This is a genomic window from Gordonia sp. ABKF26, from assembly GCF_041103195.1.
GTDB classification, from domain to species: domain Bacteria; phylum Actinomycetota; class Actinomycetes; order Mycobacteriales; family Mycobacteriaceae; genus Gordonia; species Gordonia terrae.
Map to the genome: position 1 here is coordinate 4,214,676 of NZ_JBGCVZ010000003.1, position 21,071 is coordinate 4,235,746.

Below are 21,071 nucleotides of genomic sequence, written 5' to 3' on the forward strand. Positions count from 1 at the left end.
GTGGCGGCGCAACTGCTTCCCTTCCCCACCGACTGGCAGACCGCGCTCGTGCTCGTCGCCCACCCGGATGATCCCGAATACGGGATGGCGGCGGCCGTCGCCCGCTGGACCGGCGAGGGCCGACGCGTGGTGTACGCGTTGGCCTCGAGCGGCGAGCGGGGCATCGAGGGTCTGGCACCGGCCGAATGCGGCCCGCTGCGGGAAGCCGAGCAGCGCGCGTCGGCGTCGATCGTCGGCGTCGACGAGGTCGAGTTCTGGGGCTTTCCGGACAGCGATATCCGCAATGTCCCCGAGTTGCGGGCCAAGATCGCCGAGACCGTCGACCGCGTCCGCCCGCAGGTCATCGTGTCGCTGTTCGGCGGCCCCGAATGGGCGCCGGGGATGCCGAACCAGCGCGACCACATGGAGTTCGCGGCGGCGGTGCTCGACACCTACGACGCCCTGGAGTCGCCACCGTCGTGGTTGTTCGAGAACGGCCCGGCGGCGACCCACGTCGTCGAGGTCGAGGATCAGATCGACACGGCCGTGCATGCTCTGGCCGCGCACGACCGATACCTCTCGGTCCTCGACCCGGACACTCCCGTGCTCGATCAGGCGCGGACACAGATCGAGATGGCGACGGCGCCGCGGGACGACGACCCCCGCGGCCACGTGGCCGGCTTCGAGCTGAAGCGAGGCCGCCGGAGCTGACGTCCGCTTGGTCATTGGCCCTCCCGTCGGTGACCTTCGGCCCCTCCCGCCGGGTGCGCCACCGGTGGATGGTGTGGGGGTCCGTTTCTCCGCACACCGTCGGAGCCAGCCTCTCCCAGGGGGACCGTCATCACCTTCACGGCCGTTCTCGTCGTTCTGTTCGCCGCCTTCGTCGCTTGCGCGATCATCGGGTTGTCGGTGTGGCTGCTGGTGCTCTTCGGCGTGCTGACCGGGCTGCACTCAGTGGCCTGGCTGACCGAGCGGACATCGGCCTGGCGGCTGCCCGCCGAGACCGACCCGTCCCCGCTAGAGCTGCGCTGACCACCGCAGCGCGAGACCACCGCCGTCCGGCGGAGTGGTCAGCGTGAACTCGCCGCCGACCTTCTCCGCGCGGAGTGCGAGATTGCGCAGGCCGCTGGGGGTCACGTCCGACGGCAGGCCGATGCCGTCGTCGATGACCTCGACCACGAGTTCGTCGGCGACCGCGATCGACACCGTCACCGTCGTCGCCCGGGCGTGCTTGACGACGTTGCTGACCGCCTCGCGCGTCACGGCGACGACGTGCTCGGCCAGCGGTGGCTCGACCACCGACAGCGGGCCCGAGGTCCGGACGTGCATCTGTATCGGCAGGTCGTCGATCTGCTGGTCGATGACCTCCTGCACACGCTGCCGCAGACGGGTCACCGTCATGTCCTCGGCCTGCAGATCGAAGATGGTCGTCCGGACCTCCTGGACGATGTCCTGCAGGTTGTTGATGGAGCGGGTGAGTCGCGAGCGGATGTCGGGTGAATGAGTGCGCTGCAGCGTCGCTTGCAGACTGAGACCTTCGGCGAAGATCCGCTGGATCACGTGATCGTGTAGATCGCGGGCGATGCGTTCCCGATCTTCGAGGACCCGCATCTGGTGGGTCTGCATCGTCGCGGTGGCCATTTGCAGTGCCAGTGCGGCCTGGTCGGCGAAGTCCGCGCTGAGCCCGAGGAGATCCCGCGCGAACGGTTCTCGTCCGTCGGCCCGCATCGCGATCAGCACGCCCCTGGTGGAATCCGCCGTGCGCAGCGGGGCGGCCATGACCGGCCCGTAGCGCGTCGAATCGCCGACGTCGTATTCCAGGTGATTACGGAGTACCGGGGTCCGCTGGACGAACGCGGTTCCCGATGTCGACCCGGTGATGGGGATGCTCTGCCCGCGGAACACGTGCCCGTCGGCTCCTTCGGCCACCGTGATGACGAGTTCGTCGATCAGTTCGACGGGCTCCTCGGTGTCGTGGGGTTCGGCGATGAAGACGAGGTCGGCATCGGCGAGGTTCAGCACCTTCCGTGCGATCTGTTCGAGGACATCCTGATGGTCTGCGCCGGTCAGCAATTCGGTCATCACGTCGCGGTTGGCCTCGATCCAGGCCAGCTGATTCTGTGCCTGCTCGTAGAGCCGGGCGTTGTCGATGGCGATCCCGGCCGCCGAGGCCAGCGCCTGGATCACCACCTCGTCGTCCTCGGTGAACACCCCGCCGTTCTTCTTCTCGGTCAGGTAGAGATTGCCGAAGATCTCGTCCCGAACCCGGATCGGGGTGCCGAGGAAACTGGTCATCGGCGGATGATTGGCGGGGAATCCCACCGATTCGGGGTGCTCGGACAGGTCGGACAGTCGCAGGAGTTCGGGCTGATCGATGAGCTGGCCGAGGACGCCGCCCCCGGTGGGCAGGTTGCCGATCAGCACGCGGGTGTCGTCGTCGATGCCCTGCGAGAGGAATGCGGACAGGTGGTGGCCGCTCCCGAGCACACCGAGCGCGCCGTACTCGGCGTCGACCAGCCGGATCGCCGACGCGACGATCGATTCGAGCGTGGTTTCCAGGTCGAGCCCGGAGCTGACGACGAGCATCGCCTGGAGAAGTCCGTCGGTCTGATCGCGCACGTCGGCGATCTGACCGATCCGGTCGGAGACCTCGTCGAGCAACTCGCGCAATCGCATCTGCGACAGCGCTTTCTGCATTTCGAGCGATCTCGGGTCGAGTTCCGAGAATTCGGAAACCATATTCAGATCATAGTCAGAGACGAATTCAACCGCCGTGCTTCGGTCGAACGAGGTTTCGGACCGCGGAATCCGGGGAAATCGTTTGTTCGCCGTGCGCACATTCGGCGATATCGTTCGCCGCGCCGTACAATCTGTGCGTCCGTTGCCGGAGGGAGACGGCATGATCCGGGTTTTCCTGGTCGACGACCACGAAATCGTCCGCCGGGGTCTTGTCGAACTCCTCGACTCCGTAGCCGACGTTGAGGTGGTCGGCGAAGCCGCGTCCGTCGCGCAGGCGCTGGCGCGGATTCCCGCGGTGTCGCCGGACGTCGCCGTACTCGATGTCCGGCTGCCTGACGGCAACGGCATCGAACTGTGCCGCGACCTCCTGAGCAGGGTGGACGGCCTCCGCTGTCTCATGCTGACCTCGCTGACCGACGACGAGGCGATGATGGACGCCATCCTGGCCGGGGCCAGCGGCTATGTCATCAAGGACATCACCGGTATGGAGCTGGCACGGGCCATCACGGAGGTCGGCGCCGGTCGATCGCTGCTCGACAACCGCGCCGCCGCGGCCCTGATGGACCGATTGCGCGCGCGACAGGACGCCGAGAAGCCCGTGGACGACGGTCTCAGCGAACAGGACCGCACACTGCTCGCCCTCCTCGGAGAGGGTCTGACGAACCGTCAGATCGCCGCTCGCATGCATCTCGCGGAGAAAACCGTCAAGAACTACGTCTCGCGACTTCTCAGCCGGCTCGGGATGGAACGGCGCACGCAGGCGGCCGTGTATGCGGCCAAGGCCGCGAACCGCGATCGACGACGCTGAGCCCTCCCCGACAGGGTCCTTGGTCCCCACGATGGGGGATCTTCGTCGCATGCGCGCCGTGACGCGGGGTCGTGTACTGGAAGGCACGGACCCCACGGGGGTCACCGGTGTGCGGCCTGCAGAGGGGGCAACCGCGTTGACTGCGTCCACAATCGTCGGGATCGACGGTTCGGCCACCGCCCGCACGGCGGCGTGCTGGGCGGCACGCGATGCCCGGTTGCACGATTCACCGCTCCAGCTCGTGTCCGCGGCCTGCCCGTCGGCCGGCCTCGTCGCCGAGAGCCCGCAGGCCCTCGAGCCACTGCGGAGGCGCGCCGAGCGGGCGCTGTCGGACTCGCGCCGGGCGATCGCGGAATCGGGTCAGGCGACCGCTCAGATCGACTGGATCACCAGCCGGATCGAGTGCGCACCGCCCATACCCACTCTGCTCGACGCCTCGGCGGCGGCACGGATGCTGGTCGTCGGCAACCGAGGTCATCGCGCAGCCGACCGCGTTCCGCTGGGATCGGTCGCGGTTGCACTCGCCGAACACTGCCGGAGTCCGTTGACCGTGGTCCGTGACCCGGGTCCGGTCGCTCGTGAATCGTTGTCGGCTGCGGTTGTGGTCGGCGTGGACGGGTCGCGCGCGAGTCGCCGGGCCGCGACCGCCGCTTTCGCCGAGGCAGCGGTCCGCGGTGTCGCCCTCACGGTTGTCCACGCCTGGAGCGACTCGGACGGGTCCGACCGTGATCCGACGACACTGTCACCAGAGCACGACCTGATCGCCTGGCGGAACCTGCGCACCCGGGTTGCGACGGGCTGGCTCGACGACGAACTCCGTTCGCTGCGCGCAGACCACCCGACGGTCCGGGTTCGGCGCTCCGTCGTTCGGGATCGTCCGGCGCGAGCACTCCTCGATCACGCACAGGCCGCGCAGCTGGTGGTGGTCGGCGCCCGCGGGCGCGGCGGCTTCGACCACATGCTGCTGGGTTCGACCGCCCGCGCTGTCCTGCAGGGAGCCCGATGCCCGGTCATGGTCGTCCCGTTCGGTCGATGACCCGACGCCGGCGCCGTCCGTCGAACGATGTGTCATTGGACCCTTGAGATCTATATCACATACGCTGAGACTGAAGTGGTCGCTCGTCCGAGTGTGGGAGGGCCCTCGGACGACCACGACCCGATACGTCCCCGAACGACAGAAGGTCCACCGAGATGACAGTTGTTTCCGCGCTCGTGGAAACCGAAGGGTCCCCCTTCGACCGGAACTGCGACAGTTGCGGACGCAGCTTCACCGTCCGCATTCGCCTCCGTCGGTCCGATCTGGATGACCTCGCCCGGGTCAACGGCTGGCACATCGGCACCGACACCACGTGGTGCCCGGGGTGCCGATGCGCCCGGATGAGCCTCTCGACGTCCTAGTCCGGGTGCGGCTCGCCGTCAGCCCGCCTGACCGGCGAGTCCGAACAGCGAGGGAACCACACCGACCAGCTGCGAGAGCAGTCCGGTTAGGACATCGGCACCCGGGACACCCGACGTGGCGGGCGGTGTCGTCCCCGGAGGCGTCGTGCCCGGAGCGGTTTGAGGGGTTGCTCCGGGCGCTTCGCCGGCCGGTGCCCCCTGATTGACCCCGATGGTGATTTTCGGGTTCTTCGCCGGATCGAGCCACACGAGGATCTGCTTCATCAGTTCACGCTCGATGGCGACACAGCCCATGGTCGGTTGACCGTTGGTGACGTGGAGGAACATCGCCGAGGCCCGGCCCGGGGTGCGCTGCGGATTGTGCGCGATGTTGACCGCATAGTCGTAGACCGGCCCGGAGTTGTACAGGTTCTCACTGTCCCCGCCCGGGCTCTGCGGCTGCCGTACGTGCGTGTTGTAGGTCGGCGACTTCATGTTCGAGTCCCACCAGTCCTGTTGGTCGACCTTGAGGTAGGGCATCTTGGTGCCGGGGTTCGCCGCGCGGCCGAACGCCTGGTCGAGCGCGAAGGTGCCCGCCGGCGTCCGGTGGACGTTGTCCTTCGGCTCCCCCATGCCCAGCGATCCGAGCGATGCCTTCGTCGGGCCGATGACCGGTTTCCACCCACCGTCGGCGCCCTTGTCGAACGCCGTCAGGGTGGCGGTGGTGTCGGACGCCTTCGGCGCCGTGACGACGATCATCTGGCTGGTCGCCCCGCCCGTTCCGGGTGCGTCGGCGCCATCGGCCGATCCGGTCCCCGCCAACTGGTCGAGGATGCCGTCGAGCAGCGGAATCTCCGATCCGGGCGTCGCGCCGGGACCCGGCGTCGTGGAGGTCTCCGGCGTCGTCGTCCCGGGTGTAGTTGTCTCTGGGGCGGCGAGCGACTGGCCGGCACCGCCGACAGTCGCGGCCAGCACCGCGATCACCAGTAGTCCCAGCAGTCTCATTTGCCTCATCAGTAACTTCTGCACCACACCAGTGTGACAGTGCGCAAGAGTCGATGAGTCACGTCCTGGTCACGGTGCGGTTCGGATCGGGTGTCGGCCGGTACCCCTCAGACCACTCGCGCGCCGCCCGTGAAATGCGGTTCTCGATAGAAAAACTGTGAATTGTCATGATTTGCGATGCAGGACAACCCGTGATTCCCAGAAACCATTCTCGTCTATTTATAGAAATAGCCAGGATCGTGTTTGCGCGTTTGTTATTAAATCATTACTGTCGCAAACGACGTCGCCTCGAGAAGGCGTTCGTCACACCGGATAGCCAGTCGATCAAAGGAAGAACAAATGACATCCTTGGAGAACGTCGAACTGCTCACCGCCATCGTCGACCTGTTGAATGCGCTGGGCGACTTCACCCCGATCGAACCGCCGACCGCCTGATCCGACACCGAAGGCCGCGTCGACTCCCGCCCCTCGGGAAGTCGACGCGGCCTTCGCGTTACGGGCCGAACCTGTTGTGTGGCCGAAGATCACGCACCCCGGGCCGATGAGCCGCCGACTACGGTGCGAACTCCTCGAGCATCTCGGTCACCAGTGCGGCGATCGGCGAACGCTCGCTGCGGGTGAGCGTGATGTGTGCGAAGAGCGGGTGCCCCTTGAGCTTCTCGATGACTGCGGCCACACCGTCGTGACGGCCCACCCGGAGGTTGTCGCGCTGGGCGACGTCGTGCGTCAGCACCACCCGCGACCCCGAACCCAACCGGGAGAGAACGGTGAGCAACACGTTGCGTTCCAGCGACTGCGCCTCGTCGACGATGACGAACGAGTCGTGCAGTGAACGTCCACGGATGTGCGTCAGCGGCAGCACCTCCAGCATCCCGCGGCTGAGAACCTCGTCGATGACCTCCGGTGACGCGAGTCCTTCGAGGGTGTCGAACACCGCCTGCGCCCACGGACCCATCTTGTCCGACTCACTACCGGGCAGGTAGCCCAATTGCTGCCCACCGACCGCGTACAGCGGACGGAACACGACAACCTTGCGCTGCGTGCGCTTCTCCAGGACGGCTTCGAGTCCCGCGCAGAGCGCCAACGCCGATTTGCCGGTGCCCGCCTTGCCGCCGAGCGACACGATCCCGACGCTGTCGTCGAGGAGCAGATCGAGCGCGACCCGCTGCTCGGCCGACCGTCCGTGGAGTCCGAAGGCCTCGCGGTCGCCACGTACCAACTGCACCCGCTTGTCGGCATTCACCCGGCCCAACGCACTCGACGTGGCGCTGAGCAATCGGATTCCGGTGTGGCACGGGAGCTCCCGGGCCTCGTCGATGTCCACGACGCCCTCGGCGAACAGCGTGTTGATCGCGGCGGTCTCGACGTCGAGTTCGGTCATGCCCGACCACCCCGACACGACGACGTCCTGGGCGTGGTACTCGTCGGCGGCCAGCCCCACCGCGCCGGCCTTCACACGCAGCGGCGTGTCCTTGGACACCAGGGTCACGTCCTTGCCCTCGGCGCGCAGGTTCAGGGCACACGCGAGGATGCGGGAGTCGTTGGAGTCGGTGCGGAATCCGGCGGGCAGAACCGCGGGGTCGGTGTGGTTGAGCTCCACCTGGAGGGTGCCGCCGTCATCGCCGATCTCGAGCGGCAGGTCGAGCCGACCGTGTTCGAGTCGCATGTCGTCGAGCATGCGCAACGCCTCACGTGCGAACCAGCCGAGTTCGTGGTGGTGACGTTTGCCCTCGAGTTCGCTGATGACCACCAGTGGCAGCACGACGTGGTGTTCGGCGAAGCGCATGACCGCCCAGGGGTCGGACAGCAGCACGGAGGTATCGAGGACGTAGGTGCGTGTGGTCACGTGGGGCTCCTACATTCGTGCGGCACCCGCACAAACCGGTGTTGGTCGACCGGCGGTCCAATTGTCCGCTGTCCCGGCGTCAGCCGAGGTGGACGAGGACCGGGGCCGGCCCCCTCGCGTTGTTCGCACAAACCACGAATTGAACCTCCCGAACGAACCGCTTCCCCGCGGTCCGTCACTCGCCAACGTACGCGCGAAAACCTCAGGCGGCGCGCCGGAATCGGGTGTGTCGGCGTGAATTGTGGGTAAACCGCCGTATCGTGAGGAGCGGAGACGCAACACGGCGCCACCAGGACTTTTGTCGTCCCGGTGGCGCCGTGTTCATGTCCGCGATGCCGTCGCGGTGGGCCGAGGAGTCAGCGGCCGGCGCGCGCGAGGATGCGGGTGCGCGCGGCCTCCGCCTCCGTGCCGAGTCCCGAGACGGTGTCGAGCTTGACCGCGTCGGCCAGTGCCGCGGCGATGGCCGCCTTCACGTCGTCGTCCTCGTAGTCGGCGATGAGAGCGCGCTCGGCGTCGAAATCGGCGATGTCGTGGCCGATGGGTTCGTCGAGGGCCAGCGCGCTGTCGATGGCGAGGACGGTGGCGTCCTGGTCGGCGATGATCCCGGCGTTGAGGAACGCGCCGAAGGTGGTTGCCTGCCCCTGGTCGTCATTGGCGATCTTCGTCAGGATCTCGACGAGTGTCTCGTCGCCGGCAACCGCCGTCAGGCGCTTGATGAAGTGCACGCACTGGTTCTCGTGCACGGCCATCAGCGCGAGTACGTCGAGCGGGCCGAGCGGGTCGACCTGCTCCGGGATCTGCCGGTAACCCTGCGTGACGTGGATGCGGCGACGCTCCTCGGCGTCCACCGGATCGATGGCGCGCCGGACGACGAGGTAGTCGCGCAGCACGATGGCGTGCCGGTTGTCCTCGGCGGTCCACACGCCCACGAGCTGCCGCCAGTCGGAGAACGCCGGGAAGTGCTTGGCCAGCACCCGGTGATACGACGGCAGGTTGTCCTTGGTCAGCAGGAGCGCGAGGAGCCCGGCGCGTGCCTCGTCGGACAGGAAGGCCTCCGACGGATCGAAGTCCGAACCGCCGAGGAACCCGAAGTTGCGTCCGTCGTCCCACGGCACCCAGTCGTGCGGATTCCAGGGGCTCGCAGCCGACTGGTGGTCTTCCGCGATCTCGGGAAGAGCCTTCTCGAGTGCGATGATCAGGTCGTCTTCAGTGAGGGCGTTCATCGGTGAAAGGATACTGACGCGATGCCCGGCCGGGCAATCGAGGTCAGATCCGGCTCATGAGGCCCCACTCCTCGAGACCTTCGTAGAGCGGGAAGTCGAGCGCGAGCTTGGACACGCGCCCGCGCAGGGCGGTGACGTCGGCGGACTCACCGGCGGCGAGCGCGGTCGCGATGATGTCGGCGACCTCGGTGAACTGCTCGTCGCCGAAGCCGCGCGTGGCCAGCGCGGGAGTACCGATACGCAGGCCCGAGGTGACCATGGGCGGACGCGGATCGAAGGGCACCGCGTTGCGGTTGACGGTGATACCGACCTGGTGGAGCAGGTCCTCGGCCTGCTGGCCGTCGAGCGCGCTGTCGCGCAGGTCGACCAGGACGAGGTGGACGTCGGTACCACCGGTGAGCACCGAGACCCCGGCCTTGGCGACGTCGGAGCCCGTGAGTCGCTCGGCGAGAGCCCGGGCACCGGACAGGGTGCGGCGCTGGCGCTCAGCGAATTCCTCGGTGGCGGCGATCTTCAGGGCGACGGCCTTGCCCGCGATGGCATGCATGAGCGGACCGCCCTGCTGCCCGGGGAAGACCGCGGAGTTCAGCTTCTTGGCCCACTCCTGCTTGGCCAGGATGATTCCCGAACGAGGACCGCCGAGCGTCTTGTGCACGGTCGAGGACACGACGTCGGCGTGCGGCACCGGCGACGGGTGGAGTCCGGCGGCGACGAGGCCGGCGAAGTGCGCCATGTCGACCCAGAGGTGGGCGCCGACCTCGTCGGCGATGGACCGGAACGCCTCGAAGTCGAGCGTCCGGGGGTAGGCCGACCAGCCGGCCACGATGACCTTCGGCTTCACGTCGAGGGCGATCTTGCGCACCTCGTCCATGTCGATGCGGAAATCCTCTTTGCTGACGCCGTAGAAGGCGTTCTCGTAGAGCTTGCCGGAGAAGTTCAGGCGCATGCCGTGGGTGAGGTGACCGCCGTGGGCGAGGTCGAGACCGAGCATGGTCTCCCCCGGCTCCATGAGCGCCTGCAGCACCGCGGCGTTGGCCTGGGCACCCGAGTGCGGCTGCACGTTCGCGAAGTCGGCACCGAACAGTTCCTTCGCACGGTTGCGTGCGATGTCCTCGACGACGTCGACGTACTCGCAGCCGCCGTAGTACCGGCGTCCCGGATATCCCTCGGCGTATTTGTTGGTGAGCACGCTGCCCTGCGCCTGCAGGACCGCGCGCGGCACGAAGTTCTCCGAGGCGATCATCTCGAGGGTGTCGCGCTGGCGGCTGAGTTCGCCGTTCATGGCGGCGGCGACATCGGGGTCGAGCTCGGCCAGGGACATCGAGTTCACGGATGACGGGTTCGCGGTCATGCCCCGATTCTAGGTACCAGGCGCCGGGAGCGAAGCGAGCGGGCCGAGTGACTACTCGAGTTCGCGCCGCAGACTCCCCGCCCGCTCCCTGAGGAGTCCCGGAGCCTGCGGAGGGACGTCACGAAGGGTGTGCCAGTTCCCGCCGCAGACTCGCCGGGATGAGTGGCTCGTCGAGCAGGCGTCCGAAGGCGGCGGCGCGGTCGTCGGCGGTGTCGAGCCACTGCCCGAGCAACCGATAACCCTCGACGTAGGTGCTGATGTACGCGCGCCACAGCGGTGAGGTGAGGAAGCGCAGCATCTGCCGGGCCCGTTCCTCGGGAGCGAGGAGCCAGCGGCGGAGGTGTTCGGTGACCGTGTCGGCGTCGGCATGGCGGTCGTGCAGCATGAGTGCGGCGTCCTGCCGGACGGACAGGAGCCCGGCCGTGGCACGTCCGACGCGCATGGCGCGCTCGGCGTCGAAGCGGAGGCCGAGGTCGGCGTAGATCTCCTGCGCCCACGCGCCCCAGTCGGTGCCGGCGATCGCGGCGAGGGCGTGATCGGCGAGGCCCTCGGCCATCAGGCACTGCGGCGTGTTGACCAGGAAGATCGACTGCTCGTCGTGTCCGGCGCCGAGGAGGAGTTGCTCCTTGCGGCAGTGTTCGGTGTGGTGCCCGGGGTAGGCCTCGTGCGCGATGAGGGCCGGCAGGGAGGACATGTACTGCGTGAGGTCGGCGTTGATGGCCACGCGCGAGCGGTAGTCCCCGAGGTAGTAGTTGAATCCCGACCACGGCTTGTCGGTGACGACCTCGAACTCGACGATCTCGTTGTCCGGCAACGGGTATGTCGATCGAACCCGTTCGCGGAGGGCGCCGCTGAACGCGCGGACGCATTCGTCCACCCGTTCCGGCGGGATCTCGTCGGCACGCCGGTGCGCGGCATAGGCGTTCCGGAGATCGTCGCCCGTGGCGCCCGGGACGCCGAGCGCCTCCGCGAGCTCGGAATGTGCCTGGCGGTAGCGGTCCGGGTCGGCCATCGCGATGTCGACGTCGAAGTAGGCCCGGACCTCGTCGACGAACCCGACGTCGTCGCCGGCGAACTTCCGGGCCGAGCACTCCAGCGCGCGAAGGTGCGCACCGACGAATTCGGCGCGCGCCGCATCGAGTGCACCGGGCAGGTCGTCGAGCAGACCGCGCGCACGTTCGGCGAGCCGGACGGGATCGGGAACGGGCCCGTTCTCGACCTCCGCTCGCAGTGCGGGATCGCCGGTGTAGGCGTCGACGAAGCCCCGTTCGAGGCGATCGAAGGCGAGTCCGAGTCGGAGGTATTCGGTCACCAGCGGGTTTCGGGCGCGGGTGGCGTCGGCGACGGGCGAGGACGGCATATCGGCAGGCTACCGATCGGGGCCGTCACACGTCGCCCTAAGCTGTACGCATGATCACTCCGGGAGCGGCGGATCCGACATCGGCGGAGCTGCCCTGATGGCCCGCAACGCCACCGATCGGGATCCGAGTCTGTACCTGGAGCTCGACCGGAGGCAGTGGCGTGAACTGCGTGAGTCCATGCCCCTGGTCCTCAACGAGGACGAACTGGCCGAGCTCGTCGGCCTCGGTGAGCAGATCGACCTTGACGAGGTGGCCGACGTCTATTTACCCCTGTCCCGTCTGATCCACCTGCAAGTCGCTGCGCGGCAACGGTTGTTCGCGGCGACCTCCACCTTCCTCGGCGAGCGACAGACAAATCGTCAGGTGCCCTTCGTCATCGGGATCGCCGGCAGCGTCGCGGTCGGGAAGTCGACGACCGCACGCGTTCTCGCCGCCCTGCTCGCCCGCTGGGAGTCGCATCCGAAGGTCGACCTGGTCACCACCGACGGATTCCTGCTCCGCACCGCCGAGATGCAGCGCCGGGGCATACTGCACCGCAAGGGGTTCCCCGAGTCCTACGATCGCCGGGCGCTGCTCCGCTTCGTCACCGAGGTGAAGTCGGGTGCGCGCGAGGTCGCCGCGCCGGTGTACTCCCACCTCGCCTACGACATCGTGCCCGACGTCTATCACTATGTGCGCCAGCCCGACATCCTCATCCTCGAGGGCCTCAACGTTCTGCAGACCGGCGAGACGCTGATGGTGTCGGACCTCTTCGACTTCTCCATCTATGTCGACGCCAAGATCGACGACATCGAGTCCTGGTACATCTCGCGTTTCCTGCAGATGCGGACGACGTCGTTCGCCAACCCGGACTCGCACTTCCACGCGTACGCGTCGCTGACCGACAACCAGGCGACGGCCGCGGCACGGGATCTGTGGACCTCGATCAACCGCCCGAACCTGATCGAGAACATCCTGCCCACCCGGCCGCGGGCGTCACTGGTGTTGCGCAAGGACTACGACCACTCGATCAACCGGGTGCGCCTGCGGAAGCTCTGACCGATGATGCGGCTCGGCGTTCGTCGAGTCCGGCCGGGTAGCCGCCGGCGAGTGCGATGCGGTTCCAGGCGTTGATCATCACGATCGAGGCGACCAGCTGACCCATCTCGGCGGCGTCGAAATGCGCGCGCACCGAATCGAACACGTCGTCGGGTACGCCGTTCTCCCCGATCCGCGTGACACTCTCGGTGAGGGCGAGCGCGGCCCGCTCGGCCGGCGTGAACGCCGGGCCGGCCTCGCGCCACGCGGCGATCAGCATCAGTTTGTGCGGATCGATGTCCTTGGCCAGTGCGTCGGAGGTGTGCATGTGCAGACAGTATGCACACCCGTTCAGCTGCGACGCGCGGATCACGATGAGTTCGGCGATCACCGGGTCGACGCCCGCCGACGCCGCCCGTTGCAGTGCGACCAGAGCCTTGTAGACCGACGGATTGTCCTGCGGTATCCACATTCTCGTCGCCGGCCGGGTGTCGGCGCTCACCGCCGGTCCCCCGCCCCGGCGCGCTCGCGACCGGCCAGCCACCCGTCGAGCGTCGTCGTGGTGACCACATCCGGATGGGCGGGCACCAACCCGCCGCCCCGGATCGCCGGCCCGCCGAACCGCACGCCCAGTACCCAGCGCGGCGAGCCGGTCTGTGCGGCAATCGCTTTCGCGACATCGACCAGGTCCATGGTCACCGGTCCGCTCACCTCGACCTTCCGCCCGCCCGACGGACCCCGCTTTTCGGCCGGAATCACCGTCGCCTCGTCGGCGACCGCCACCGCCACGTCGGCCACAGCCGCCGGCGCACACCGCATCCGGGGCACCGCGGCGATCGGGCCGAATCGCATCGTGGACATCATCTGCTCGGCGAGTTCGAACCACTGCACCGAGGCGACGATGGTGAGCGCGGCGGGGTCCACGACCTTCGCATAGGCCGCTTCCTGCGCGGCCTTCCCTTGGTAATAACCGAATTTGGCATTCACCGCGGGATCGTCGGCATTGGCGATCGACACCACGACGACGTGTGCGACGCCCGCGGAGGTGGCGGCGCGCCCGATGTGGGTCGCCGTGGTCTCGAAGAAGTCGATCGCGGCCGCGGCCTTCAACGTCTGGAGACTGAGGCAGTCGACGACGGCGTCGGCTCCGTCGAACGCCGCCGCCAGACCGCTTCCGGTGTAGGCGTCGACGCCGCTCGCACGGTGGGCACGCACCACCTCGTGCCCGCGCTCGACGAGCAGGTCGGCGACCCGACTGCCCAGCGCGCCGCTGGCTCCCACGATCACGATCTTCATCTCGTTCCTCCTCAAGGACGGACAACTGGATGTTCTGGGTTTAGGCTAGGCCGCGATTAGCTCAAGAAAGTGGTCCAATCCGATGGCAGAAAAACGGGTCAATTCGACGCTCCCCGATCCGTGGGCCGAAGTCGCCGAGCGGCTCGGCGCGGACCTCTTCCTGGACCTGCAGCCCGATCCCGCCGCCGGTGCCCGCGGACGGGGCGCCACCCGGCGCCGGGCCCTCACCGAGGCCCTGCGCTCGGCGATCCTCGAGAATCGGCTACCCGCGGGAACCGCCCTGCCGCCCTACCGGTCCCTCGCCGCGGACCTCGGCCTGGCGCGCGGCACCGTGTCGGCGGTGTACTCCGAGCTCATCGCGGAGGGATGGCTGACCGCTCGGCAGGGATCGGCCACCCGGGTCGCCGACGGCGCCGCACGTCCACCGGCCGTCGACGATCCCGGCGCCTCCACCGTTGTGCCCGCACTCCGCCACGACTTCTCGCTGGGACGGCCGTGTGCCGGCATGTTCCCCCGCAACGACTGGATCCGCGCCACCCGTCGCGCCCTCACCGACACCTCGGACGAGGCCTTCGGCCCGGCTCATCCCCGCGGTCGCACCGAGCTGCGGAGCGTGCTCACCGGTTACCTGGCCCGCACACGGGGGGTCCGCATCGGCCCGGACCAGATCATCCTCGGCACCTCGGTCCTCTCGGCGCTGGAGTTGTTGGCGCGCACGGTGATCGACGGCGTCATCGCGGTGGAGAGCCACGGACTGCCGTTCCACCGGCACGCCCTGGAGCGCGGCGGGGCCCGGGTCGTGCCGGTGCGGATCGACTCCGACGGCATGGTGATCGACGAGCTCGAACACACCGGCGCGGCCGCGGTGCTGCTGACCCCCAGCCACCAGTTCCCCACCGGTGTCGCCCTCTCCCCGGCCCGGCGCATGCAGGTCGTCGACTGGGCGCGACGGACCGGCGCCGTCATCGTCGAAGACGACTACGACGGCGAGTTCCGCTACGACCGCGAACCCGTCGGCGCCCTGCAGGCCCTCGGACCCGACGTCGTCATCCACACCGGTTCGCTGAGCAAGAGCCTGTCGCCGGCCGTCCGCGCCGGGTGGCTGGCCGCTCCCGCACATCTGGTCGAACCGATCCTGGGCGGCAAGGGATTCCGCGAAGCCGACGCAAGTATCGTCGATCAGCTGACGCTGGCCGAGCTGATCGGCTCGGGCGCCTACGACCGGCACATCCGCCGCAGCCGTCAGGCCTACCGCACCCGGCGTGACGCGCTGGTGACAGCCCTGGCCGGCGCCGGTCTGGAAGTGCCCGGCGTCGCCGCGGGCCTGCACGCGCTCATCCCGGTCGCGCACGCCGAGGAAGGGGCGATAGTACATCGGGCCTACGAACGTGGGGTCGCGGTGACCGGGCAGTCCCTGTTCCGGCATCCCGACGCCGATCCGCTCCCCACCGGTGGGATAGGTGTCGGCTTCGGGACTCCCGCGGCGTCGACCTTCAGCAGCGATCTCCGCGCGCTGACCGGGTTGCTGGCCGACTCCGTCGCACACTGACCCCGGTACGGGTCGACACCGGAGGGGCTACTTGCCGAACCGCCGACTCCGCGCGGAATAGTCGCGCAGGGCGCGCAGGAAGTCCACCCGGCGGAACTCCGGCCAATAGGCGTCGGTGAACCAGATCTCCGAATAGGCGCTCTGCCACAACAGGAATCCCGACAACCGCTGCTCTCCGGACGTACGGATCACGAGGTCGGGGTCGGGCTGACCCTTGGTGTAGAGGTTGGCGTCGATCGCCTCCACGGTCACCGCGTCCACCATCTCGGTCGCAGTCGCCCCGGCGGCCACCTTTTCCTCGAGCAACGCGCGAACCGCGTCCACGATCTCCTGCCGTCCGCCGTACCCGACAGCGACATTGACGTTCATCCCGCGCCGTTCGGCGGTCCGGTCGGCGGCCGCCCGCAATCGCCCGGCCACCGGCTCGGGCAGTGAGTCCAAGGTGCCGACGATGCGGATGCGCCACTCACCGTCGGGCGAGGAGATCTCGTCGACGATGTCCGGCACGATCTCGAGGAGCGCGTCCAGCTCGTCGGAGGATCGGTTGAGGTTCTCGGTCGAGAGCAGGTAGATGGTGACGGCCTCGATACCCAGCCCCGCACACCAGCCGAGCATGTCCGCGATCCGCTGTGCGCCCACCCGGTGTCCGTGGCTGACGTCCTCGAAACCCGCTTCGCGCGCCCACCTCCGGTTGCCGTCGCAGATGATCGCGACATGCCGCGGCAGACGCTCGGTGTCGAGGAGCTGGATGAGCCGGCGTTCGTAGACCGAGAGGACGGGGCGTCGAAGCCGATCCGGCAGCAGCTTCATCGTCGGATCGTTCCGGCGTCGTCTCGGCCTCGTGTCACGCAGGACACCTTACGCGCCGAGACGCATCTCGCCGGCCACCGGCGTTGCGGCCCTGCGTGCCGGCGCGGAGCCGCCGACATGCCGTCGATGCGTCAAGTTACGGTACCGTAGGTTCGGTGAGCACGTTGCTGAACCAACCGGCCGACGTCCGCCCACGCCTGCGCGGAGTCATCCACCACTACTCGGCCTACGTGGCAGCGGTCGCCGGCCTCGCCCTGGTCATCGGCGCGGCCACGGTCGGCGATCCCGTCGCCGTGGTGCCGTGCGCCGTCTATGCGGTCACCGTTCTCGGACTCTTCGCGATCAGCGCCGGCTACCACCGGATCCCGTGGAAGACCGCACGTGCACGCACCCGGATGAAGCGCGCCGATCACGCGATGATCTTCCTGTTCATCGCCGGCACGTACACACCGTTCTGCGCGCTGGGCCTGCCCTCGCCGACCAGTTGGTGGGTGCTCGGCATCGTCTGGGCGGGCGCGACCGCCGGTGCGACCCTCAAGATCCTGTGGCCCGGCGCACCCCGGTGGCTGGGCGTCACCCTCTACATCGTGCTCGGTTGGGTGATCGTCGTCGTCGCGCCTGCGCTCATCGGTGAGACCGGTGTGCTCGTCATGGTCCTGCTCGCGCTGGGCGGCGTCTTCTACAGCGTGGGCGGCATCCTCTACGCGGCCCGTTGGCCCGATCCGTGGCCGGGCACCTTCGGCCATCACGAGGTGTTCCACGCCTGCACCGCGGTCGCCGCCCTGCTGCACTACGTCGCCGCCTGGCTGCTCGTGCTCAGCTGACCTGCCCTTTCGATGACCGGATGCAGTCCGGAACGGGTGGCCATCGCTATGCTCCTCCCGTGAACCCGGACATGCGCGCCCTCCACCGCCTTCGCGGTGGTGTCGTCGGCGCGCTGTCGGCGAGCACCGCGGTGGCCGCACACGGACTCGCGGCCGGTTCCCTGCCCGCCACGACGTCACTCGTGATCATGACCGCCGCCTGTACCGCGCTCGGCTGGGCGATCGGCGCGATGTCCCGGCGACGTCCGGGGTTTGTCGCCACGATGGGGCTCCTCGCCGCCGGGCAACTGCTCGCGCATATCTCCCTCACCGCGCTCGACGCCTCGTCGGGCCACCACGCCGCCGCGGCGTCGCTCACGCACGCCCCCAGCCAGTCGATGCTGCTGGTGCACGGGGTCGCGACACTGCTGACCGCGGCCGCGATCCGGGTCGCCGAGCCGGCGCTCCTGTGCGTCCTGACCGCGATCGTCGCGCTCATCCGGGCTGTTCTCGATCCGCCCGCCGACGATGTCACCGGGCTCGTCCCCCGCCCGACACACGACGACGCGCGGCCCCGTCTGCGCGCCATCGCCGCCCTCGACACCCGCGGACCGCCCGCCCTCACGCGCTGATCCCTTCCTCCGCCGACCCGTCACCCCGACGGGCCGGTCGGTGCGCGTCTGCCATCCCACCTGACCGTGGTCGATGCCGCGTGCCGTCTTCCGCATGAGAGGCCAACACGTGTCCCTGCCCAATCTGTCCCGTTCCGACAATCCACCCGAGAACCCGCCCGGCACCCCACCGGACGGCGATCCCCGCGCCCGCCGGTCCCCACCTGCCACCTGGCAACCGTTGCTCCGACGACTGCACTTCTACGCCGGCATCTTCATCGCGCCGTTCCTGGTCGTCGCGGCCATCACCGGCGGGCTCTACGCGATCGCGCCGACACTCGAGCAGGTCGTCTACCGCGACCAGCTCCACACCGAGAGCACCGGCGATGCCCGCCCGGTGTCCGAACAGGTCGATGCGGCGGTCCGGCTCCGTCCCGACCTCACGCTGTCCGCAGTCCGTCCGTCGACCGAGCCCGGCGACACCACCCGCGTCCTCTTCGACGACCCAGCGCTCGGGGCGTCCAAGCGCCTGGCGGTGTTCATCGACCCGGTGACGCTCGAGTCGACCGGCGAGCTGGTGTCATACGGCAGCAGTGCATCACTGCCGCTGCGCACCTGGCTCAGCGAGCTGCACCGCAATCTCCATCTCGGCGAACCGGGCCGCATCTACAGCGAACTCGCCGCCTCCTGGCTGTGGGTCATCGCCCTCGGCGGTCTCGCCCTGTGGCTCACGGCATTCCGAGCTCGGTGGCAGCGACGGCTCGCCGAGCTGGTCACCGTCGACCGGTCGGCGACCGGACGCAACCGCACCCGGAACCGCCACGGGGTCATCGGCGTGTGGATCGCGGTGGGGCTCGTCTTCCTGTCCGCGACCGGCCTCACGTGGTCGAAGTACGCGGGCGAGAACGTCTCCGAACTCCGCACCGCCCTGAGCTGGACGACGCCCGGCGTCGAGACCGCGTTGTCGGAGACGCCGTCGGCGCCCGCCGGCCACGGGGACCACGGCGCACACGAGGGTCAGGTGCCGGATCTGCCGAGCTCGTCCGGTGAGTCGGTGGCGCAACTCGACCGCGTCCTCGACACCGCGCGGGTCGCGGGAGTGGACGGCAGGGTCGAGGTGACCATTCCCGCCACCGCGGACACGGCGTTCACCGTCGCGCAGACCAGGCAACCCTGGCAGTTCGGCCAGGACTCGATCGCGGTGAACGGTGCGACCGGTGGGGTCGTGGACATCTCGCGGTTCGCCGACTGGCCGCTCGCTGCGAAACTCACCACCTGGGGCATCGCCCTGCACATGGGAATCCTGTTCGGCTGGGTGAGCCAGCTCGCACTCCTGGTGCTGGCGGTTGCGCTGGTGATGCTCATCGTGCGCGGCTACCAGATGTGGTGGCAACGACGGCCACGACGCTCCGGGGCGCTCGCCGTGGGCCGCCCCCCGGCTCGTGGCGCACTGCGCCGGGTGCCCGTGCCCGCGGCCGTCGCGGTCGGTGTGGTGGCGGCCGCGGTGGGCTGGTTCGTGCCGCTGCTCGGACTCAGCCTTCTGGCCTTCCTCGCGGTCGACGTCGCGCTCGGACTACGCGAGCGCCGCGGCCGATCCGCCTCCTCGACGTAGCGCTGCGCCTGGTCGGCGGGGACTCCACCGGGGGGCGCAGACTTCACCTCCCCATCATGTCCCCGCCGCCTGCAGGTGGAATCGAGGTCAGGTGGTCCTGGTCGGGTGTGCCCATGGGCACATCGCGACGTCGATTCCTCGGCTGGTCGGCGCTCGTGACAGGCCTGGCGTTCACCCCGGGCCTGCTCGGCGGCACGTCACCGGCAGTACCCGCTCTGGCCCATTCCGGCGGCGTGTTCGGCCTCGGCATCGCGTCCGGGGATCCGCTCCCCGACGGGGTTGTGCTGTGGACGCGCTTGTCGCGCAACCCTTTCGCCCCGGGCGGCGGGATGGGGACGGGACCGGTCCGGGTCGACTGGGAGGTCGCCGCCGACGAGTCGATGACCCGGATCGTGCGTCGCGGATCCGTGCACGCAACTTCGGAATGGGGACACAGCGTGCACGTCGACGTCCGCGGACTCGCGCCCGCCGCCGACTACTTCTACCGGTTCCGCGCCCTCGGCGAGATCTCCACCGTCGGACGAACCCGGACGGCGCCTGCCCCGTACGCACGCGTCGACACGCTCACGCTGGCCGTGGCGTCCTGCCAGAACTGGGCCGACGGCTACTACCACGCCTACGCCGACCTCGCCGCCCACGCGCCCGATGTCGTCCTGCACCTCGGCGACTACATCTACGAGAAGCCGATCCCCGCCCGGGGCGGCGCGAGAAACGCTGCCGCTCTTCCGCTCTCGGCGACCCGGGAGGCAGTCGACCTCGAGGACTACCGGGAACGGTACGCGCTGTACAAGTCCGACCCGGACCTGCAACTCGCCCACGCGACGGCACCGTTCGTGATCACCTTCGACGACCACGAGGTGGACAACAACTGGGCGGGTGCGGTTGCCGAGGACCACGCACCGCTGACCGCGTTCGCGCTGCGCCGCGCACGCGCCCTGCGCGCCTGGTGGGAGAACACCCCGGTGCGGATCGCCGCCCGGCCGAGCGGAACCGTCATCCGTGCGCACCGGCGGCTGGGTTTCGGCGATCTCGTCGACCTCACCCTCCTCGACACCCGCAGTCACCGCAGCGATCAGGCCAACGGAGACAACGACACCGGTCAGAACGCGTCCACCGCGGACCCGTCTCGGACGATCCTCGGCGCCGAGCAGGAACGATGGTTGCTCGACGGTTTCGCGTCCTCCCGACACCGCTGGGACGTTCTCGCCCAGCAGGTTCCGATGGCCGACCTCGCCCGGACCGTCGGCTCGACCCGAGCGGTCAGCATGGACGGGTGGAGTGGCTACGAGGCCTCGCGCGCCCGCGTGCTCGACGGCGCAGCGGACCGTGGGGTACGCAATCTGGTGTCCCTCGCCGGCGACATCCACCGCAGCGTGGTCGCCGACCTACGTACCTCGTACACCGCTGAATCTGCCACGCGCGGAGTGGAACTGGCCGCAACGTCGATCACCTCCGGCGGCGACGGAGAGGACAGCGACGACGGCGACCGCCGCCTGAAAGAGGCCTCGCCCCACGTCCGGTTCGGCAACTCACAGCGCGGCTACCTGCTGAATCGGATTCACGCCGACCGGTGGGAGGCCGAGTTCCGCGTGGCGCCGTCCGTACGGTCGCCACGCGGAACGCTTCAGCGTCGAGCACTGATCACGATCCCGGACTCCACCGCCGAGGTCGACGTGGTCTGACC

Annotated in this window: 19 protein-coding genes; 10 read left to right on the forward strand and 9 right to left on the reverse strand. The window is 68.8% G+C overall.

Features of this window, described 5'->3' with window-relative positions; translation table 11 throughout:
* Positions 1-690, forward strand: a complete 690-nt coding sequence (locus AB4Z55_RS19485) for a PIG-L deacetylase family protein (RefSeq protein WP_004019350.1) — start codon at positions 1-3, stop codon at positions 688-690.
* Positions 691-996: 306 nt separating this feature from the next.
* Here the strand turns inward: AB4Z55_RS19485 and AB4Z55_RS19490 are convergent, their stop codons facing one another.
* Positions 997-2,718: a GAF domain-containing protein gene (locus tag AB4Z55_RS19490; RefSeq protein WP_354560091.1), complete on the reverse strand. Its 1,722-nt coding sequence runs from the start codon at positions 2,716-2,718 to the stop codon at positions 997-999.
* A gap of 160 nt (positions 2,719-2,878) precedes the next feature.
* Here AB4Z55_RS19490 and AB4Z55_RS19495 point away from each other — a divergent pair, with 160 nt between their 5' ends.
* From AB4Z55_RS19495 to AB4Z55_RS19505, 3 genes are all read left to right on the forward strand, one after another.
* Positions 2,879-3,526, forward strand: a complete 648-nt coding sequence (locus AB4Z55_RS19495; protein ID WP_033203760.1) for a response regulator transcription factor — start codon at positions 2,879-2,881, stop codon at positions 3,524-3,526.
* Positions 3,527-3,662: 136 nt separating this feature from the next.
* The gene (locus AB4Z55_RS19500) at positions 3,663-4,562 is read left to right on the forward strand and encodes a universal stress protein (protein ID WP_354560089.1); all 900 of its coding nucleotides are present in this window, start codon (positions 3,663-3,665) and stop codon (positions 4,560-4,562) included.
* Positions 4,563-4,717: 155 nt separating this feature from the next.
* The gene (locus AB4Z55_RS19505; protein ID WP_354560087.1) at positions 4,718-4,924 is read left to right on the forward strand and encodes a hypothetical protein; all 207 of its coding nucleotides are present in this window, start codon (positions 4,718-4,720) and stop codon (positions 4,922-4,924) included.
* Positions 4,925-4,942: 18 nt separating this feature from the next.
* On the opposite strand, the gene AB4Z55_RS19510 is transcribed toward AB4Z55_RS19505, so the two are convergent.
* The 5 genes from AB4Z55_RS19510 to AB4Z55_RS19530 form a co-directional block, all read right to left on the reverse strand.
* A complete protein-coding gene (locus tag AB4Z55_RS19510; RefSeq protein WP_354560332.1) occupies positions 4,943-5,908 on the reverse strand; it encodes a L,D-transpeptidase family protein in 966 nt (321 codons plus the stop codon).
* A gap of 553 nt (positions 5,909-6,461) precedes the next feature.
* Positions 6,462-7,754 carry a PhoH family protein gene (locus AB4Z55_RS19515; RefSeq protein WP_004019356.1) on the reverse strand — a complete coding sequence of 431 codons (1,293 nt, stop codon included), beginning with the start codon at positions 7,752-7,754 and terminating at the stop codon, positions 6,462-6,464.
* Between the two features lie 356 nt (positions 7,755-8,110).
* Positions 8,111-8,977, reverse strand: coding sequence for an acyl-ACP desaturase (locus AB4Z55_RS19520; protein WP_239400589.1), 867 nt, complete (start codon positions 8,975-8,977; stop codon positions 8,111-8,113).
* Between the two features lie 43 nt (positions 8,978-9,020).
* Positions 9,021-10,328, reverse strand: a complete 1,308-nt coding sequence (gene glyA / locus AB4Z55_RS19525) for a serine hydroxymethyltransferase (RefSeq protein WP_101819148.1) — start codon at positions 10,326-10,328, stop codon at positions 9,021-9,023.
* Positions 10,329-10,446: 118 nt separating this feature from the next.
* Positions 10,447-11,688 (reverse strand): DUF885 domain-containing protein, encoded by a 1,242-nt coding sequence (locus AB4Z55_RS19530; RefSeq protein ID WP_369520330.1) that lies wholly within the window; start codon positions 11,686-11,688, stop codon positions 10,447-10,449.
* Positions 11,689-11,785: 97 nt separating this feature from the next.
* On the opposite strand from AB4Z55_RS19530, the gene coaA reads away from it, so the two are divergent.
* Positions 11,786-12,727: a type I pantothenate kinase gene (gene coaA, locus AB4Z55_RS19535; RefSeq protein WP_004019361.1), complete on the forward strand. Its 942-nt coding sequence runs from the start codon at positions 11,786-11,788 to the stop codon at positions 12,725-12,727.
* Here the strand turns inward: coaA and AB4Z55_RS19540 are convergent.
* Both AB4Z55_RS19540 and AB4Z55_RS19545 read right to left on the reverse strand, forming a co-directional pair.
* Positions 12,699-13,178, reverse strand: a complete 480-nt coding sequence (locus AB4Z55_RS19540) for a carboxymuconolactone decarboxylase family protein (RefSeq protein WP_064571999.1) — start codon at positions 13,176-13,178, stop codon at positions 12,699-12,701. The genes coaA and AB4Z55_RS19540 overlap by 29 nt on opposite strands.
* 26 nt (positions 13,179-13,204) lie before the next feature.
* The gene (locus tag AB4Z55_RS19545) at positions 13,205-14,002 is read right to left on the reverse strand and encodes an SDR family oxidoreductase (protein ID WP_248645070.1); all 798 of its coding nucleotides are present in this window, start codon (positions 14,000-14,002) and stop codon (positions 13,205-13,207) included.
* 82 nt (positions 14,003-14,084) lie between these two features.
* Here AB4Z55_RS19545 and AB4Z55_RS19550 point away from each other — a divergent pair, with 82 nt between their 5' ends.
* A complete protein-coding gene (locus tag AB4Z55_RS19550) occupies positions 14,085-15,551 on the forward strand; it encodes a PLP-dependent aminotransferase family protein (protein WP_369520331.1) in 1,467 nt (488 codons plus the stop codon).
* 27 nt (positions 15,552-15,578) lie between these two features.
* On the opposite strand, the gene AB4Z55_RS19555 is transcribed toward AB4Z55_RS19550, so the two are convergent.
* On the reverse strand, positions 15,579-16,361 hold the full coding sequence (locus AB4Z55_RS19555; protein WP_004019366.1) for an isoprenyl transferase: 783 nt from the start codon (positions 16,359-16,361) through the stop codon (positions 15,579-15,581).
* A 155-nt stretch (positions 16,362-16,516) separates the two neighbouring features.
* Between AB4Z55_RS19555 and AB4Z55_RS19560 the strand changes: the two genes are divergently transcribed.
* From AB4Z55_RS19560 to AB4Z55_RS19575, 4 genes are all read left to right on the forward strand, one after another.
* Complete coding sequence (locus tag AB4Z55_RS19560; protein WP_369520332.1) at positions 16,517-17,185, forward strand: hemolysin III family protein; 669 nt, start codon at positions 16,517-16,519, stop codon at positions 17,183-17,185.
* Positions 17,186-17,244: 59 nt separating this feature from the next.
* Positions 17,245-17,796 carry a hypothetical protein gene (locus tag AB4Z55_RS19565; protein WP_369520333.1) on the forward strand — a complete coding sequence of 184 codons (552 nt, stop codon included), beginning with the start codon at positions 17,245-17,247 and terminating at the stop codon, positions 17,794-17,796.
* Positions 17,797-17,890: 94 nt separating this feature from the next.
* Positions 17,891-19,387 (forward strand): PepSY-associated TM helix domain-containing protein, encoded by a 1,497-nt coding sequence (locus AB4Z55_RS19570; RefSeq protein ID WP_369520334.1) that lies wholly within the window; start codon positions 17,891-17,893, stop codon positions 19,385-19,387.
* A gap of 113 nt (positions 19,388-19,500) precedes the next feature.
* The gene (locus AB4Z55_RS19575) at positions 19,501-21,069 is read left to right on the forward strand and encodes an alkaline phosphatase (protein ID WP_369520335.1); all 1,569 of its coding nucleotides are present in this window, start codon (positions 19,501-19,503) and stop codon (positions 21,067-21,069) included.
* Positions 21,070-21,071 lie beyond the last annotated feature (2 nt).